Source organism: Massilia sp. CT11-108 (assembly GCF_047302915.1).
In the GTDB taxonomy this organism is placed as follows: Bacteria; Pseudomonadota; Gammaproteobacteria; order Burkholderiales; family Burkholderiaceae_D; genus Telluria; species Telluria orientalis.
On record NZ_JBKYMO010000074.1, the window covers coordinates 1 to 16,983 of the forward strand.

13 protein-coding genes are annotated in these 16,983 nt (G+C 66.0%); 3 read left to right on the forward strand and 10 right to left on the reverse strand.

The genetic code is table 11. The annotated features are described in order from the left end of the window. Positions 1-114: 114 nt before the first annotated feature. From ACEN88_RS09055 to ACEN88_RS09065, 3 genes are all read right to left on the reverse strand, one after another. A complete protein-coding gene (locus ACEN88_RS09055; protein WP_413338918.1) occupies positions 115-1,134 on the reverse strand; it encodes a TraB/GumN family protein in 1,020 nt (339 codons plus the stop codon). 115 nt (positions 1,135-1,249) lie between these two features. Next, entirely contained in the window at positions 1,250-2,761 is a 1,512-nt protein-coding gene (locus ACEN88_RS09060) for a UdgX family uracil-DNA binding protein (RefSeq protein WP_413338938.1), read from the reverse strand. Next, positions 2,761-3,990, reverse strand: coding sequence for a putative DNA modification/repair radical SAM protein (locus tag ACEN88_RS09065; RefSeq protein ID WP_413338920.1), 1,230 nt, complete (start codon positions 3,988-3,990; stop codon positions 2,761-2,763). The genes ACEN88_RS09060 and ACEN88_RS09065 overlap by 1 nt, the downstream gene beginning before the upstream one ends. Before the next feature lie 167 nt (positions 3,991-4,157). On the opposite strand from ACEN88_RS09065, the gene ACEN88_RS09070 reads away from it, so the two are divergent. The 3 genes from ACEN88_RS09070 to ACEN88_RS09080 all read left to right on the forward strand — a co-directional run bounded on the left by ACEN88_RS09070 (position 4,158) and on the right by ACEN88_RS09080 (position 6,690). Beyond that, a complete protein-coding gene (locus ACEN88_RS09070) occupies positions 4,158-4,994 on the forward strand; it encodes an alpha/beta fold hydrolase (RefSeq protein WP_413338922.1) in 837 nt (278 codons plus the stop codon). Positions 4,995-5,084: 90 nt separating this feature from the next. Then, the gene (locus tag ACEN88_RS09075) at positions 5,085-5,693 is read left to right on the forward strand and encodes a glutathione S-transferase family protein (RefSeq protein WP_413338924.1); all 609 of its coding nucleotides are present in this window, start codon (positions 5,085-5,087) and stop codon (positions 5,691-5,693) included. A 10-nt stretch (positions 5,694-5,703) separates the two neighbouring features. Continuing rightward, the gene (locus ACEN88_RS09080; RefSeq protein ID WP_413338926.1) at positions 5,704-6,690 is read left to right on the forward strand and encodes a bestrophin family protein; all 987 of its coding nucleotides are present in this window, start codon (positions 5,704-5,706) and stop codon (positions 6,688-6,690) included. 3 nt (positions 6,691-6,693) lie between these two features. On the opposite strand, the gene ACEN88_RS09085 is transcribed toward ACEN88_RS09080, so the two are convergent. The 7 genes from ACEN88_RS09085 to ACEN88_RS09115 form a co-directional block, all read right to left on the reverse strand. Further along, positions 6,694-8,262, reverse strand: coding sequence for a tetratricopeptide repeat protein (locus tag ACEN88_RS09085; protein WP_413338927.1), 1,569 nt, complete (start codon positions 8,260-8,262; stop codon positions 6,694-6,696). A gap of 6 nt (positions 8,263-8,268) precedes the next feature. Further along, entirely contained in the window at positions 8,269-10,491 is a 2,223-nt protein-coding gene (locus tag ACEN88_RS09090; protein ID WP_413338929.1) for a putative bifunctional diguanylate cyclase/phosphodiesterase, read from the reverse strand. 7 nt (positions 10,492-10,498) lie between these two features. Beyond that, positions 10,499-12,244 carry an HDOD domain-containing protein gene (locus ACEN88_RS09095; RefSeq protein WP_413338940.1) on the reverse strand — a complete coding sequence of 582 codons (1,746 nt, stop codon included), beginning with the start codon at positions 12,242-12,244 and terminating at the stop codon, positions 10,499-10,501. A 347-nt stretch (positions 12,245-12,591) separates the two neighbouring features. Next, positions 12,592-13,866, reverse strand: coding sequence for a multidrug effflux MFS transporter (locus ACEN88_RS09100; protein ID WP_413338931.1), 1,275 nt, complete (start codon positions 13,864-13,866; stop codon positions 12,592-12,594). 3 nt (positions 13,867-13,869) lie between these two features. Continuing rightward, complete coding sequence (locus tag ACEN88_RS09105) at positions 13,870-15,078, reverse strand: THUMP domain-containing class I SAM-dependent RNA methyltransferase (protein ID WP_413338933.1); 1,209 nt, start codon at positions 15,076-15,078, stop codon at positions 13,870-13,872. A 321-nt stretch (positions 15,079-15,399) separates the two neighbouring features. Then, positions 15,400-15,813 carry a CopD family protein gene (locus ACEN88_RS09110; protein ID WP_413338935.1) on the reverse strand — a complete coding sequence of 138 codons (414 nt, stop codon included), beginning with the start codon at positions 15,811-15,813 and terminating at the stop codon, positions 15,400-15,402. 88 nt (positions 15,814-15,901) lie between these two features. Next, on the reverse strand, positions 15,902-16,983 hold a 1,082-nt coding region (locus ACEN88_RS09115), incomplete at its 5' end, for a glutamate-5-semialdehyde dehydrogenase (RefSeq protein WP_413338936.1).

Genomic DNA, 16,983 nt, shown 5'->3' on the forward strand with positions numbered 1-16,983 from the left:
ACGGGTATGTGTTCTCGTTGGCTCTGCTGGTCCACGCTCTGCGCGAACGCCGGCGGGACCAGCAGAGCCAACGAGAACACATACCCGTTGATTGTCTTCGTCATGGCGTGTTCCTTATTTCGGGCTCTCGACCGTATAGCCTTGCGCCTGCAGGTCGGCCAGATAGCTCTGCGGACCGATGACGTTCTTCATCGGCAGGAGCGCAAACGTCGACGTGTTGTCGGCCAATGCTTTCTCGGCCGCCTTCATCCAGTTGGCACGGATGCGCTCGGGAAGATGCTGGAATGCGGGAGAATTTTTGGCGAACTGGCTGTTGAAGATGGCGTCGTTGCACGCCTTGTCGCGCTCGGCGTAATCGAGGCTCGACATCTCGGCGATATTGCCATTGGCCCAGGCGTTCGCGCGCACGCGCATGGCGTCGATATCGCCTTCCAGGCGGTCCAGGGTCTTGGTGAAGCACGCCACGTCTTCCACTTGCGACTTCTTGAATTCCTTCATCAGCGCGCGGGGATCGTCGACGTCCATGCTGAGCGTGGTCGACGTGATCTTGACCTTGTTGTGCCTGGCCGCCTTTTCGATCTGCTCTTCCACGCCGGTATTCTGGGTCAGGCCGCTTTTCGACAAGCCCTTGCTCAGCAGCGTGTCGGCGACGAAGATCGGGCGGCGCCGCTCGATGCCGTCATCATCGCCGATATACTTGCCCTTCAATACCTGCCAGCGCGCATACACGTCCGCCGGGAGCACGTCGTGCAGCGTGGCGCCGTCCGGATTCTTGTCGATGCCGATCGCGGTCGGCAGCAGGGTCAGGCCCCGGAAGAAGCCGACCTCCATGCGGGCACCCGGCCGTGTCAGCACTTCCTGCGACTTGCCGACAAGACGTTCCACGCGCGCCGCATCCCACTCCATCTTCTGCGGCAGCGGGGAATACACGCCGAACACCCACATCACGTGGTCGCCCTTCGATACTTTCCAGACGCCGGGACCGGGCCGGCGGCCTTCGACCACGACCGTCGCGGGGACGGTGTCAAAGGCCTCGGCGGCGGTGGGCGCGGGTTCGGGCTCGGGCGTGGTCTGGGCCAGAACAGGCAGGGTCAGGAAACTCAGGTAAAGCGCACATGCATACCGTTTGCTCATCGGGCATCCCATCGTTGTTGTTGTGTGCGCAAAAGCTTAGCGCCACCGATGAGCTTAGCCTATCGAGGCAACGAAGTGTTACATCTTTGACATGCATATATCGCAACGGCAACGTTCACGCGTCCGGTACGTCGACCGGGCGGTCCAGGAGCGCGTGCGCCAGCCTGAGGCCCTCGACCATCGTGTCGAAGGCCTCGCGCTTCGCGTCCTCGCCCGGCACGCGCAGCACATACGACGGGTGGTATGTCGTGACGACCCAGCGCCCTTCGTGGCGCAGCGGTTTGCCGAGGGAATTCTTGAGCGTGACGTTGGCCGTGCGCAGCACCGACTTCAGCGCGGTGGCGCCGAGGGCCACGATGACGGTCGGCTTGACGCTCGCCAGTTCCTTGTCGAGCCAGTAGTGGCAGGCCTCGATCTCGCGCTGGACCGGCGTCTTGTGCAGGCGCCGCTTGCCGCGCGGCTCCCACTTGAAATGCTTGACGGCGTTGGTGACGTAGATCGTGTCGCGGTCGACGCCGGCCGCCTCGCACACGCGGTCCAGCAGCTTGCCGGCCGGGCCGACGAACGGCTGCCCCGCCAGGTCTTCCTGGTCGCCCGGCTGCTCGCCGACGAACATGATCTTCGCCCGCTTGGGTCCCTCGCCGCCCACGGCCTGCGTCGCGAACTGCCACAGCTCGCAGCGCCGGCATTCGTCCAGTTTCGACGGCTGCTGGCGTTCCGGTTGCGCATCCTCGGGGGCGATCGGGATCGTCGTGCCCTTGCGCTGGCCGACGGCCTCGTACTGGCCCACCTTGCGCGCACCCAGCGCCGCCTCGCTGACCATGTGCGGCACGATCTTCGCCTCCGGCAGGTTCTTCCACCGGTCCGACTGGATATGCTGGTGCATCACGTTCGTGTTCAGGCGGGCCGGGTTGAACACGCTGCGGTAGTAGGTCAGCCACAGGGCTTCGCCCGTGTCTTCGAGGTCGGCCGCATCGCGCACGAGCGGTCCCGTGTTGTGCAGCGTATGGCCATCCCACAGGACGCTCGCCTCCGGCGTGGCGATCATCCAGCTAACCTTGCCCATGCGCGAGACGAAATGGTCGGCCACCTGGGGCAGCACGTCGTGGCGCGGCTCGTACCAGGCGACGAAGCGCGGCGGGCCGGCTTCTTCCGGGCGCTCGCGGAAGCGGATGTAGGCATGCATGTCGTGTTCCTCGCGGCGGACCGCCTTCACCATCGCGTGCAGCCGGGCGCCATCCTCGTCGGCCGGCGACTGCACGTCGTGCTCGCCCAGCTGCCAGCGCCAGATCACGCGGTACAGGAAGGCCCAGCGGTCCGGCACGCGGCAGCAGGCGGCCGACTGCAGCATCTCCATCAGCGAGCGCGGGATGTGCGGCGCGGGGCGCAGCGGCTCATTCCTTGGCTCGTCCGGCGGTATGACGGGATTATGCGGTGCCTCGGCGGGGGCCGGCGCACCCGTGAACAGGTCGCCGCCGGCCAGCAGGTCGCCCATGTGCGGCACGCCCCACGTCACCTGGTCGGGCGGGATGCCGTGGACGAGCAGCTCGCGCGCGGCCTCGCGCCACTCCGCGAACGTCTCGACCTGCACCGGCTGCCCTGTCCGGACCAGCGCATCCGCCGCCATCACGCCGCCTGCAGTTCCGGCCACAAATTCATCTGCTGGGGGGCGTCGGCCAGGTTACGCCGCAGCAGGTCGGACGACGCGGTGCCCTGCGCCGGCTTGTAGTCCGCCGTGATCACGAAGGGCGCCAGCTTTTTCAGGCTGCAGCGCAGGCGCGACAGGTCTTCCCAGCGGATGCGCCGCAGCCGCCGCAGGTCGATCAGGCGCTTGGCCGTGCGCAGTCCGATGCCCGGCACGCGCGCGATCATGGTCTCGTCCGCGCGGTTCAGGTCGAGCGGGAAGTGGTCGCGGTTCGCGAGCGCCCAGCCCAGCTTCGGGTCGATGTCCAGCGCCAGGTTGCCGGCCGTGGGCATCAGCTCCTTCGCCGTAAAACCGTAGCCGCGCAGCAGGAAGTCGGCTTGGTACAGCCGGTGCTCGCGCAGCAGCGGCGGCGGCGCGGACGGCACGCTGGACGGGCTGTGCGGGATCGGGCTGAACGCCGAGTAGTACACGCGTTTCAGTTTATAGCTGCCGTACAGCGTCTGCGCGGTATTCAGGATCGTCTGGTCGTCGCTGGCGTCCGCGCCGACGATCATCTGCGTGCTCTGCCCCGCCGGCGCGAACGTGGGCGCCTTGGGGTGGTCGTCCTTTTCGTCCAGTTTCGTGCGGATGGAACCCATCGCCAGCTTGATCGTGTGGACGCTCTTTTCCGGCGCGAGCTTCGTCACGCTGTCCTGCGTGGGCAGCTCGATGTTCACCGACAGCCGGTCGGCATAGCGGCCCGCCAGTTCGATGAGGCGCGGGTCGGCATCGGGAATCGTCTTGAGGTGGATGTAGCCGCGGAACTGGTGGTCTTCGCGCAGGCGGCGCGCGACCTCGACCAGCTGTTCCATCGTGTAGTCGCTCGACTGGATGATGCCGGAGCTGAGGAACAGGCCGTCGATGTAGTTGCGCAGATAAAAATCGCGCGTGAGCTTCACGACCTCGTCGACGGAAAAGCGGGCGCGCGGCACGTTCGACGTGCGCCGGTTCACGCAGTACTGGCAATCGTAGACGCAGAAGTTCGTCAGCAGGATCTTCAGCAGCGACACGCAGCGTCCGTCCGGCGTATAGCTGTGGCAGATGCCCATGCCGTTCGTCGCACCCAGCCCGTCCTTGTCGACGGAATCGCGCCTGGGCGCGCCGCTGCTGGCGCAGGAGGCGTCGTACTTGGCCGCGTCGGCCAGGATCTCGAGCTTGTCTTTGAGTTCCATCGCGAATAAATACTGTATATATAAACAGTATATCGCGAATCGCTCCCGCCGTGCCGTGCGCGAACGCACTGTTGCGCGGTTTGCGCCAGATCAATGTGCGTGCCGCTGACGGTGGTTTCACAGTGGTAATATCAGTGGATTGTTACATGCTTCGGCCAGGATTCACCATGTCTGTACAGTTTCGCAACAACGTCCACGTCACCGGCTCCGGACCTGTCACCATGGTGTTCGTGCACGGTTTCGGTTGCGACCAGACCATGTGGCGCTTCCTGGCGCCGGCGTTCGCGCAGCGCTTCCGCGTCGTGCTGTACGACCTCACGGGCAGCGGCCGCTCCGACTGGGAAGCCTACGACCGCGCGAAGTACGCCAGCCTGCAGGGCCACGTGACGGACCTGCTGGACATCCTCGACGCCTGCGCGGCCGGTCCGACCGTCGTCGTCGGGCACTCGGTCGGCGCGTCGATCGGGCTGCTGGCGTCGGTGGCGGCCCCGGAGCGTTTCCTCGCCCAGGTCCTCGTCGGCCCGTCGCCCTGCTACATCAACGACGGCGATTACATCGGCGGCTTCAACCGCGAGGACATCGACGGCCTGCTGCAGGCGATGGAGACGAACTTCCTCGACTGGTCGCGCAAGATGGCGCCCGCGATCATGGGCGCGCCCAATCGTCCGGAACTGGGCGCGGAACTGACGCGCAACTTCTGCCGCAACGATCCCGCCATCGCCAAGCATTTCGCGCGCGTGACCTTCCAGGCCGACATCCGCGCCGAAGTCGAACACTCCACCGTCCCCGCCCTGGTCCTGCAATGCAGCGACGACCTGATCGTGCCGCGCGAAGTGGGCGAATGGCTGCACGAGCACTTGGCGCACAGCACGCTGAAGGTCATCGACAACGTGGGCCACTGCCCGCATTTGAGCGCGCCGACGGCCAGCTCGGTCGCGATCGATACCTTCCTCGCACGGACGCTGCGCCAGGATGCACGGCTCGCCTTGAATCCGGCAGTGTAAGACAGGACGCAATCCGGTGCCGAAAATGCACCAATACGCGGCATGGACCCGTGCGATAGTGGCGCCGCTATCGACACCACCGGAGACACCATGCAGCTCTACCACATGCGCGGCGCCTGTTCGCTGGCCGACCTGATCGTTCTCGGCTGGCTCGGCGTGCCGCACGAGATCGTGCCGATGACGCTCGACTCGGTCAAGGCGCCCGCCTACCTGGCGCTCAACCCCGGCGGCAACGTGCCGCTGCTCGTGCACGACGACCTCGCCCTCACGGAAAACGTCGCCATCCTCGGCTACCTGGCCGACCTCCATCCGCATGCGCGGCTGGCGGGCGACGGCAGCCCGCGCGGCCGGGCCGAAGTCATGCGCTGGCTGGCGTTCCTCAATTCGGACGTCCACAAGGCATTCAAACCCCTGTTCGCGCCGGAGCGCTTCCTCGACGAACGCGACCTGGACGAGCAGCTGGCGGCCAACGCGCGCCGCCATGTCCGGGCATACCTCGAACGCCTCGACGGCGCGCTCGCGGACCGCGACTGGCTCACGGGGCAGCGTTCGATCGCCGATCCCTACCTCTACGTCGTGCTGCGCTGGGCACAAGCGAAAGGCGTCGACATGGCGGGCCTCGATGCGCTGGCCGCGTTCCACGAGCGGATGTCGCGCGATCCGGCGGTGCGCGACGCGCTGCGCGCCGAGGAAGCCTGACCGGACGTCCATGCACATCGGGAAGTCCTACGGGCTGTTCGAGTTCGCGCATTGGACCCGGCGCCACATCTACCCGCTCGCCGCGGTCGCCGGCACGGTCGCGGCCCTGTACCAGCTGGGCGGCTGGCATTGGCTTTCCCTGCCGTGGCCCGTGCTCGCGCTGCTGGGTACCGCCGCGTCGTTCATCGTCGGGTTCAAGAATGCGCAGAGCTATGGCCGCACGGTCGAAGCCCAGCAGATCTGGTCGTCCCTCGCGGCCGCCAGCCGCCACTGGGGCCTGATCTGCCGCGATTTTCCGACCGACGAGCGCGCGATCCCCGCGCTGGTCACCCGCCACCTGGCCTGGCTGACGGCCGTCCGCTACCAGCTGCGCGCGCCGCGCGTGTGGGAGGCCGCCACGGCCGCGGCGAATGCCGAATACCGGGAACGCATGTTCGACGTGGCGGAACGCAGCGTGCCGCTCGAGGCCGAACTGGCCCGCTATCTGCCGCCGGACACCGTCGCCCACCTCCTGACCGTCGACGACGTCCCCGCCGCGCTCATGTCCCTGCAGAGCCGCGCCATCCGCGACCTGTTCCACGGCCAGGCGCTGCAGATGCTGCAATACGCCGAGATGCAAAAGACCCTGAAGGACCTGATCGATCAGCACGCGCGGGCGCAACGCCTCAAGGATTTTCCTTATCCGCGCCAGTACGCGATCGTCAATTCGCTGTTCGTCTGGCTGTTCGCCCTGCTGCTGCCACTGGGTACGGTGCGGGAATTCGCGCGGCTGGACGGACAGATGGCGTGGCTGGCCGTGCCGTTCAGCGTGCTGATCGGATGGATGTACCTGGCACTCGACCAGGTCGGCGCCAGCACCGAGAATCCGTTCGAAGGCAGCGCCAACGATGTGCCGATCACGTCCCTGTCGCGGGCGATCGAAGCCGAGTTGAGCGTGCTCCATGGCCTGCCCCACGACCGGCCACCCGCCCCGCCGGCCGGCCACATCGTGCTCTAGGATCTAGGCCGCGCCGATATAGCCGTTGGCCTGCGCCAGCAGTGCCGGTTCCATGCGCGCGGCGATGCGCCGGATATAGTTCGCGGCCGGCGCGATGCCCGCGGCGCCCGCGCGGTGCAGCCATGCATAGGCTTCGACGAGATCGAGCGGCACGCCCTGCCCCGCCGCATACATCACGCCGAGGTTGAACTGGGCGCGCGCATGGCCCTGGCGCGCGGCGCACAGGTACCAGAAGTGCGCGGCCTCGTAATCGCGCTCGGCGCCGTGGCCGCTGTCGTGGCGCAGGCCCAGCGCGAACTGCGCGAGCGCGTGGCCCTGCTCGGCCGCCTTGCGGTACCACAGCGTCGCCTGGCGCGGATCGACCGTGCCCGTGTCGTCGCGGTCGAGGAGTTGGCCCAGCGCGTACTGCGCGGGCGCGTAGTCCTGGTCGGCCGCCTTGCGGTACCAGTACGCGGCTTCGCGTTCGTCCTGCGTGACGCCATTGCCGCTCTCGTAGCGCAAGGCGAGATCGAACTGCGCGCGCAGGTGGCCCTGTTCCGCGGCCTTGCGATACCAGTCCAGTGCGATGGAAGGATCCTGCACCACGCCATGGCCCGCATCGTACAACTGGCCGAGGTGGTATTGCGCGCCGGCGAAGCCCTGCTCCGCGGCGAGGGCGTACCAGTACGCGGCCTGCACGTAATCCTGCTCGACGCCCTGGCCGTGTTCATGACGCAGGCCGAGATTGTCCTGCGCGCCCGCGTGTCCCTGCTCGGCGGCGCGCCGGAACCACGCGAGCGCCAGCTCCGGATCGCGCGCGACGCCATGGCCGGCATCGTGGATCAGCGCGAGGTTGAACTGCGAGCTGGCGTGGCCCTGCTCGCCCGCGCGGCCGTACCACAGGACCGCCTTCTCGCTGTCCTGCGGCAGGTCCTGGCCCTTGTCGTAGCGGAGGCCCAGGTTGAACTGCGCGGGCGCATAGCCCTGCTCCGCGGCCTTGCGGAACCAGTGGATGGCCTGCTGCACGTCGCGTGCGATGCCCTGGCCACTGTCGTATCTGAGTGCGAGATTGAACTGCGAGCGCGCGTAATTCTGTTCGGCCGCCTTGCGATACCACTCGACGGCCTGCGCGACGTCCTGGGCGACGCCCTTGCCGCCCTCGTACATCATGCCGAGATTGTGCTGGGCGCCGGGGTCGCCCTGTTCGGCGGCCTTGTTAAACCAGTGCAGCGCCTCATGCACGTCGGCCGGCGTGCCCTGTCCCTTCGCATACAACCAGCCCAGGTTGTACTGGGCCTGCACGTAGCCCTGCTCCGCGGCTTGCCGGTACCAGTACAGCGCCTGGCCCAGGTCCTGCGCCACGCCTTGCCCCTTCTGGTACATCACGCCGAGGTTGTACTGCGCCTGTTCGAGGCCGCTGCTCGCCGCCATGCGATACCAAGCAACGGCCTGCTCGTAGTTGCGCGGCACGCCGTGGCCGTTCACGTACATGAAGCCCAGGCTGTGCTGGGCCGTGGCGACGCCGCGCTCCGCGAGCGCCTTGACCCGCAAGAACTCAGCGGTATGGCGAGCGTCGGTCTCGCTGGGGGTCATGACGCATCAGGCCTGGAAGGCGAGCACGTTCGAGACGCCCGCCGGCAGTGTCTGCCCGCGCAGCACGTCGATGAAGCGGCCGAGCGGCATCGGGCGGTGGTACAAATAGCCCTGCATCGTCAGGCAGCCGTTCGCGCGCAGGTAGCCGGCCTGCGAATCCGTCTCGACGCCTTCCGCGATCAGGTTCAGGCCCAGGCCGCGCGCGATCGAGATGATCGCGAGGACGACCGGATAGTGCCCGTGCTCGTCGTGGATCTCCTTGACGAACGACTGGTCGATCTTGATCGTGTGGACCGGGAAGCGGTGCAGATAGGCCAGCGACGAATAGCCGGTGCCGAAGTCGTCGATCGCGACGGACACGCCCAGCTGGCCGAGTTTGTTGAGCTGCTCGATCGCGTGCTGCGGGTTGCGGATGCAGATGTTCTCGGTGATTTCGACTTCGATCTGGCTCGGCGCGATCCCGTAGCGCAGCAGCGCGTTGCGCATCTTTTCGTAGAAATCGCCGCGGTCGAGGTATTGCGGCGACAGGTTCAGCGACAGCCGCACCTGGTTGCCGCCGATGTTCTTCCACTGCAGCATGTCGCGGCACAGCGCGCCGATCATCCAGTCCGAGATCGGCAGCATCAGGCCGTTCTCTTCGGCGAACGGCAGGAATTCGCCCGGCGACACGACGCCGCGCGTCGGATGGTTCCAGCGCATCAGTGCCTCGGCGCCGACGATGCGGCCGCTGATGGCGTCGATCTGCGGCTGGTAGTACATCTCCAGCTCGTTGTTCTCGAGCGCGCGGCGCAGGCTCTGTTCCAGCGCGATCTTCTGGTGCGACACGTCCTGCATCGACGGGTCGTAGAACGCGTGGCCGTTCTTGCCCTGCCCCTTGATCTGGTACATGGCGATGTCGGCGTGACGCAGCAGCTCGTCGATCGATTCGCCGTGGACCGGATAGACCGCGATGCCGATCGAGGCCGAGATGTGCACGGCGTGGCCGTCCAGGTCGAACGGCTCCTGCAGCACCTCGAGGAATTTGTCGGCCACCATGCGCGCGTCGTCGCGGTCGCGCAGTTCCGGCAGCACGATCGTGAATTCGTCGCCGCCCTGGCGCGCCAGCGTGTCGCCCTTGCGCAGGCATTCTTTCAAACGGCCCGCGGCCTGCTGCAGCAGCTCGTCGCCCTTGACGTGGCCGAGCGTGTCGTTCACGAGCTTGAAGCGATCGAGGTCGATGAACATGACGGCAAGTTCCGTCTGTTTGCGCTTGGCCTGGATGACGGCGAGGCCGAGGCGGTCCTTGAACAGGATGCGGTTCGGCAGGTCGGTCAGGATGTCGTGGTAGGCCTGGTACGAGATGACTTCCTCGGCGCGCTTGCGGTCCGTGATGTCGCGCGCGACGCCGTACGTGCCGTAGAACTCGAGCCGTTTCACTTCCTGGTCGGGCACGTGCATGCCGATCGCGTTCAGCGAGATCGTCATCAAGGTGTTGTTGAAGGTGCGTTCCTGGTTGGCACCCGCATGGCACTTCAGGCGCAGCTCGACGTTGCGCGAGGCCCGCTCGTCGACCCGGCGCTCGTTGAAGACGTAGCGCGCGCGCTCCAGGTCTTCGTCGTGCACGAGGATCGAGTAATGCTGGCCGATGAGTTCTTCGCGCTTGTAGCCGAGCAGCTGGTAGGCGCGGTCGTTGATGAAGGTGAACTTGCCTTCGTGGTTCAGCGTGTAGATGATGTCCGGCGACGAATCCACCAGGTAGCGGTACATCTTTTCCGAGTTTTCCAGCTGGCTCGCGATGCGCGCGTTGGCCTGTTCCAGGCGGCGCTGCTTCAGGGCGTTCGCGACGGTCTTGAGCAGTTCCTCGCGGCTGTACGGCTTGCGCAGGTAATCGTAGGCGCCGCGTTTCAGCGCGCCGATGGCGGCGTCGATGCCGACCTCGCCGCTCATCACGATCACGTCGGCGTCGATGCCCTTCTCGTTGATGAAGTCCATGATCTCGTGGCCGCCGATGTCGGGCAGGCGCAGGTCGAGCAGCACGAGGTCGAAGCGCAGGCGCGCCAGGTGCGCGAGGGCTTCTCCTCCTGTGGCGGCCGTGACGAGCTGGTAGCCGCGGCCCTGCAGCAGTTCGTACAGGGAGGTGAGCAGGCGCGGTTCATCGTCGACGAGCAGGAGTCGGGGCTGGTCGATGCCGAGCGAGGATTGCGTGTCGTGGGGGCTGGACGACGTGGCGCTGGCGGAGAATGGATTCATTGTTACCTTATACGGATCCAAGCGCGCGCACCGGCGGTATGGCCGGGGCGCCGGCGCCGGCATGCGCCGGCAGCAGGATTTCAAAACTGGTGCCGGTCGTGCCGCTGCGGCAGGCGATATGCCCGTTCAGCTTCTTGACCAGGCTGTGCACGATCGACAGGCCGAGACCGTGGTGCGGTCCCTCCTTGGTGCTCTTCACGGCCGAGAACAGGTTGGCCAGCACCTCGCGCGACAGGCCCGGCCCGGTGTCGGAGACGACCAGTTCCAGGTACAGCCTGCGCTCGCGGTTCACGTGGCCGCGGTTGGCGATCTCGATGCGGCCGCCGCTGCCGGACAGCGCCTCGATCGCGTTCTTGACGAGGTTCACGAGGATCTGCTTGAGGATGTCCGGATCGCCCTCGATGCGGCTCTCGACGTCCGACATGCTCACGACGATCTCCACGTTTGCCGGAATGAAGTTCGTCGTGCGGAACAGGCGCAGCACGTCGTCGACGACGCGGGCGACGTCCGCCGCCGGCGCACTGTCGACCTTCGACGTAGCGGCGCCCAGCTGGATCTCGGTCAGGCTGCCCACCAGCTGGCCGACGCGGTCGATCTCCTCGTTCAGGATCGACAGCTCGGCGCTGACGGGTTCCTGGCGTTCGAGCTTGCTGTCCAGGACCGACAGGTAATTCTTGATGATGGCCAGCGGTACCGTGAATTCGGCAATGCGCTGCTGGTTCGCGGTCGGCGCGCCGACGAGGGCCTGGCCGGTCGGGTTCTCCAGCAGCACGACGGCGTTCGCGAAATCGAACAGGATGCGTGCCGAGCGCGTCATCGCTTCCAGCAGGCCCGACTCGCCCTGCTGGCGCGCGAACGCCTGGCCCACTTCGGACACGAGCACCAGGTTGCGCACTTCCTCGGACAGGCGCTGCTGCACGGGATCGACGGGCGGCGGCGGCGCGAACGCGGCCGGCACGGGCAGGTCGTCGGCGCCGGCGAGATCGATGCCGAGGTGGATCGCGGCCTTCTCGACCTGGCGCGCGGCGAGGCCCAGCAATTCGTCCGGCGCTTCCGGACCGAGACCGCACAGCGCGCGCGCCTCGTCCACGAGGGTATCGTCGTGCGCATGGCAGGCCAGCACGTGGGCCACGCGCACGATGCGGATCAGGGGATGCGCCGCTTCCAGGCGCTCGCTCGGCTCATGGTGGTACAGCACGGAATCGGCGAGGAAGGAATCGAGCTGCCAGCGTTCGATCAGCCAGGCGCCCGCTTCCGCATGCGTGATCTGCAGGGTGCGCTGTTCGACGGCGCACAGGTCTTCGTCGTCGCGCGCCGTGAAGTTGAAGGCGTATTCCTTCGGCGCCGTCGCGAGCAGCGCCAGGCGGCCGACGTTGTGCAGCAGGCCGGCGAGATACGCTTCTTCCGGCTGCGCGTAATTCATGCGGCGTGCGGTTTCGCGCGCCAGCACGGCGGCCGTCAACGAGTTCTTCCAGAACGCGCGCAGGTCGGTGGCGCTGGAATTCGGGAAGCTGTTGAAGGTCTGGAAGACGGAGTCGCTGATGACCAGCGTCTTGATCATGTCCGTGCCCAGCGCCACCATCGCCTGCTCGAGGTTCGGCTGGCGGCTGTTGCGGTGGTACGCGGAGCTGTTGGCGACGGTGAGGATCTTGCCGGTCATGCCGGCATCCTTCGCAACCAGCGCGGCCAGTTCGGGCATGCCCAGATCGTCCGCCTGCAGGTGTGCAAGCAGCTTGATGAGGATCTGGGGCATGGCCGGCAAGCGCGCGATCAGCAGGCGATTGCGGATGTCCTGGTCAGGTTGATGTATGGATTCAAGCACGGCCGCCAACTTGGTTTTTGGGTGATGGCCGCTCTCCCCTGCGGGGGCTGCCACAGTGTTCGTTCTTGCGGTCCCTGGAATAGATCAATGCTTACATCGTTATTCCAAGCATGAAAAACTTATCTTAGCATATATACATTTCTGACCGGGAACAATACTTTCCAAGAAATTTGACGCGTTTTAGAATCAAATTTCAACTGAAATGTATTGACAATGCGCAGAGAAGTCCCTGAAATTTAGCATTTATTTACGATCACTATCATTACCGCAACTACTTTTTAAGCGAGAGCCTTGTACCGGCGGTACTGGCGCGACGTCATCCAGCATGCCAGCGACGCCAGCGCAAACGCGGCCTGGCCGAGCGCCATCGCCAGCACGGAATGGGTCAGCGCCGGCGCGATGAGGCCGGCGACCAGCGCGCCCATCAACGTGGTCACGAACGACTGGCACGACGCCACCGTGCCGCGGATGTGCGGGAACAGGTCGAGCGCGAGCAGGGTGGCGCTGGGGTTGATGATCGAGCTGCCGAAGTTATAGAAGAACATCGGCAGCACGGTCCACGGCAGCGCCGGCGGCAGCACGGCGTGGTAGGCGACGGAGCCGGTGACGGCCGCCAGCATCAACGCATAGCCGATCGCGATTTGGCGCGAGAACGTCATCTTGCCCGCCAGCCGGTTGGCGACCAGTGCGCCCAGGAAGATGCCGCTCACGGCCGGCACGAACAGCCACGCGAAATCCGACGGCCCGAGGTGCAGGTGCACGGGCAGCAGCACCGGCGCACCCGCGATGAACAGGAACATGCCGCCGAAGTTGAACGCGACGATCCCGGACTTCATCTGGAACAGCACGGAGCTGAAGATGTCCCAGTAGCTGCGCGCGAGGAAGCGCGGGTTGAACGGCTGGCGGCGTTCCACCGGCATCGTCTCGGGCAGGTGCTGCCAGCACACCCACCACAGCACGACGGAAAACGCGAGCAGGCCGAGGAAGATCGAGCGCCAGTCGAACGCGGACACGACCCAGCCGCCCAGCACGGGCGCGATGGCCGGCGCGATCGAGAAGATCATCGTCACCATCGACAGCAGCCGCGCGGCCGGCGCGTCCGAATACAGGTCGCGGATGATCGCCCGGCCCACGACGACGCCGGCACCGGCCGATACGCCCTGCATGATCCGGAAGATCCACAGGTAGTGCACGGAATGCGCGGACGCGCAGCCGAGCGTCCCGACCGCGAACACGATCAATCCGACGAGGACCACGTTGCGCCGCCCGAACGCGTCCGACAGCGCGCCATGCCACAGCGACATCGCGGCGAAGGCCAGCATGTACGCCGTCAGCGTCTGCTGCACTTCCAGCCCGGTCGCGTGCAGCGACGCCTGGATCGCGGGGAACGCGGGCAGGTAGGCGTCGACGGAGAACGGGCCGAGCATCGACAGCGCGGCCAGCAGGGTGGCGAGGCCGCCCGCCGACAGCATCGCGATCTTGTGCGGTGCCGGCAGCGGGATGGGGGTGACGGGGTCTTTCGGTAGATTGTCCGGTTCGGGTTCGGGCAGCATTGATTATTCTTCTTTCGGTTTTGCGGCGTCGCGGCGATTGAAACCTGCCACCATGTCGAAGCGGAACAGGCGGCATTCGAGGGCGCCGTTGAAGAACGGGGTCTTGCGCGATTCCTTCAGGCGCAGCATCTTCGGCAGGCCCAGGTCGGCCGTGAACAGATATACCGTCCAGCCGGCGAAGCGCTGCTTCAGGGTAGCGGAGAGCTGCTGGTAGAAGCCGACGGCCATCTCGTCCTGCGGAATGGTGGAATCGCCGCGCACGCCGATCCGCTCGCCGTACGGGGGATTCGTCACCAGCAGGCCGGGCTCGCTGGTGGGCGGCTGCACCTGCTGCGCCTCGATCTGCTTCAGCGGCACCTCGAACAGGATGCCGGCCGAGCGCAGGTTGTGACGCGTCATCGCGACCATGTCGCCGGAGATGTCGGAGCCGAAGATCGTGGGTTCGGCCGGCAGCGGGTTCGGCTTGATCGCCGTCTTCATCTCCTGCCAGGCCTTGGCATTGAAGTTCCTGAATTTCTCGAACGCGAAGCGGCGGCGCGCGCCGGGCGGGATGCCCTGCACCATCTGCGCGGCCTCGATCAGGATCGTGCCCGAGCCGCACATCGGATCGAACAACGTCATGCCCGGCTTCCATCCGGCCACGCGCAGCAGGCCGGCGGCCAGGTTTTCGCGCAGCGGCGCGTCGCCCGTCTCCTCGCGCCAGCCGCGCTTGAACAGCGCTTCGCCGGACGTGTCGAGGTAGATCGTGAAGTTGCGCTGGTCGAGGAAGCCCATGATGCGCATGTCCGGCGTGCGCGTGTCGACGGACGGGCGGCGGCCGAACTGGTCGCGGAAGCGGTCGCAGACGGCGTCCTTGATCTTCAGCGTGGTGAACTCGAGGCTCGTCAGCGGCGACTTGATCGCGGTGATGTCGACGCGGATCGTGTGGTCGACGCTGAACCAGTCTTCCCACGGCTGTTCCAGCACGAGGTCGTAGATGTCGTTCTCGTTGGCGTAGGTGCGGTTGGCGATGCGCAGCAGCACGCGCGACGCGATGCGCGAATGCAGGTTGATGCGGTACGCGTCCGTGTCCGTGCCCGAGCAGTGGACGCCGCCGGGCACCTGGTTGTGCACCTTCAGCGACGTGCTGCCGGTGGTCTGTGCGATCTCGGCCAGCTCGTCGGCCAGCGCCTGTTCCATGCCGCGCGGGCAGGGGCAAAAATAGGAAGTCATGGGGTACCCTTTATCCGTATTGAAAAACATTCGGGGTCAGAGCCCGGTTTTCACGGGTGGGCTCTGACCCCGACTGACTAAAAAAGAACATTCGGGGTCAGAGCCCGGTTTTCACGGGTGGGCTCTGACTCCGACTGACTAAAAAAGAACATTCGGGGTCAGCGCCCGGTTTTCACGGGTGGGCTCTGACCCCGACTGACTAAAAAAGAACATTCGAGGTCAGAGCCCGGTTTTCACGGGTGGGCTCTGACCCCGACTGACTAAAACGAAGCGGCCGGGGATGTAGGCCCGGCCGCCAATCAATCTGGTTGAATCTTCAGGTCAGAACGGTTTGACGACGACCAGGATCACGATTGCCAGCAACAGTAAAACCGGCACTTCGTTGAACACGCGGAACCACTTATGGCTGCGCGTATTGGCGCCGCGTTCGAACTTTTTCAGCAGCGATCCGCACGCATGATGGTAGCCGATCACGAGGATCACGAGCGCCAGTTTTGCATGCAGCCAGCCGCCCTTGATGCCGAAGCCCAGCCACAGCCACAGGCCCAGCAACAGCGCCGGCACCATCAGGATCGTCGTGAAACGGTACAGGCGGCGCCCCATGCCGAGCAGGCGCTCGACGACGGCCGGGTTGCTTTCCTGGGCCAGGTTCACGTAGATGCGCGGCAAGTAGAACAGGCCGGCGAACCACGAGGCGACGAAGACGATGTGCAGCGCTTTGATCCAGAGGTACATGCAGATCCTTTACGTAGGGTGGGCACCCTGTGCCCACGCGTGAAGTTTGCGGTATGTTGGCGTTACACGTGGGCTCGGGGAGCCCACCCTACTTGCGGATCTCTCCGTGGCCGAACACCACGTACTTCAGCGACGTAAGACCCTCCAGCCCGACCGGCCCGCGCGCGTGCAGCTTGTCGTTCGAGATGCCGATCTCCGCGCCCAGGCCGTATTCGAAGCCGTCCGCGAAGCGCGTCGACGCGTTGATCATCACGGAGGCCGAATCGACTTCGCGCAGGAAGCGCATCGCGTCCGTGTAATCCTCGGTGACGATGGCGTCCGTGTGCTTCGAGGAATACGTGTTGATATGCTCGATGGCCGCGTCGATGCCGTCCACGATCTTCACGGCGAGGATCGGCGCCAGGTATTCCGTGCTCCAGTCCTCTTCCGTCGCGGGCGTCAGATGCGGGTAGCCCTGCAGGATCGCCAGCGCTTCCGGATCGGCGCGCAGTTCCACTTCCTTCGTCGCGTACAGCTCGGCCAGTTGCGGCAGCACGGTCGGCGCGATGGCGCGGGCGACGAGCAAGGTCTCCATCGTGTTGCACGTGCCGTAGCGGTGCGTTTTCGCGTTCATCGCGATCGGCAGCGCTTTCGCGATGTCCGCCTTCGCGTCGATGTAGACATGGCAGATGCCGTCCAGGTGCTTGATCATCGGGACGGTGGATTCCTTCATCAGGCGCGCGATCAGGCCCTTGCCGCCGCGCGGGACGATCACGTCCACGAATTCCGGCATCGTGATGAGGGCGCCGACGGCCGCGCGGTCCGTCGTCTCGACGACCTGCACGCCGTGCTCCGGCAGGCCGGCACCGCGCAGACCTTCGGCGACGAGGGCCGCCAGCGCGCGGTTGCAGTGGATGGCTTCCGAGCCGCCGCGCAGGATGGCCGCGTTGCCGCTCTTGATGCACAGGCCGGCGGCGTCGACCGTCACGTTCGGGCGTGCTTCGTAGATGATGCCGATGACGCCCAGCGGCACGCGCATGCGGCCCACCTGGATGCCCGTCGGGCGGAATTTCAGGTCGGTGATCTCGCCGATCGGGTCGGGCAGCGCGACGATCTGGCGCAGGCCGTCGACCATCGTGGCGATCGCCTTGTCGGACAGCGCGAGGCGGTCCAGCAGCGCCGGCTCCAGGC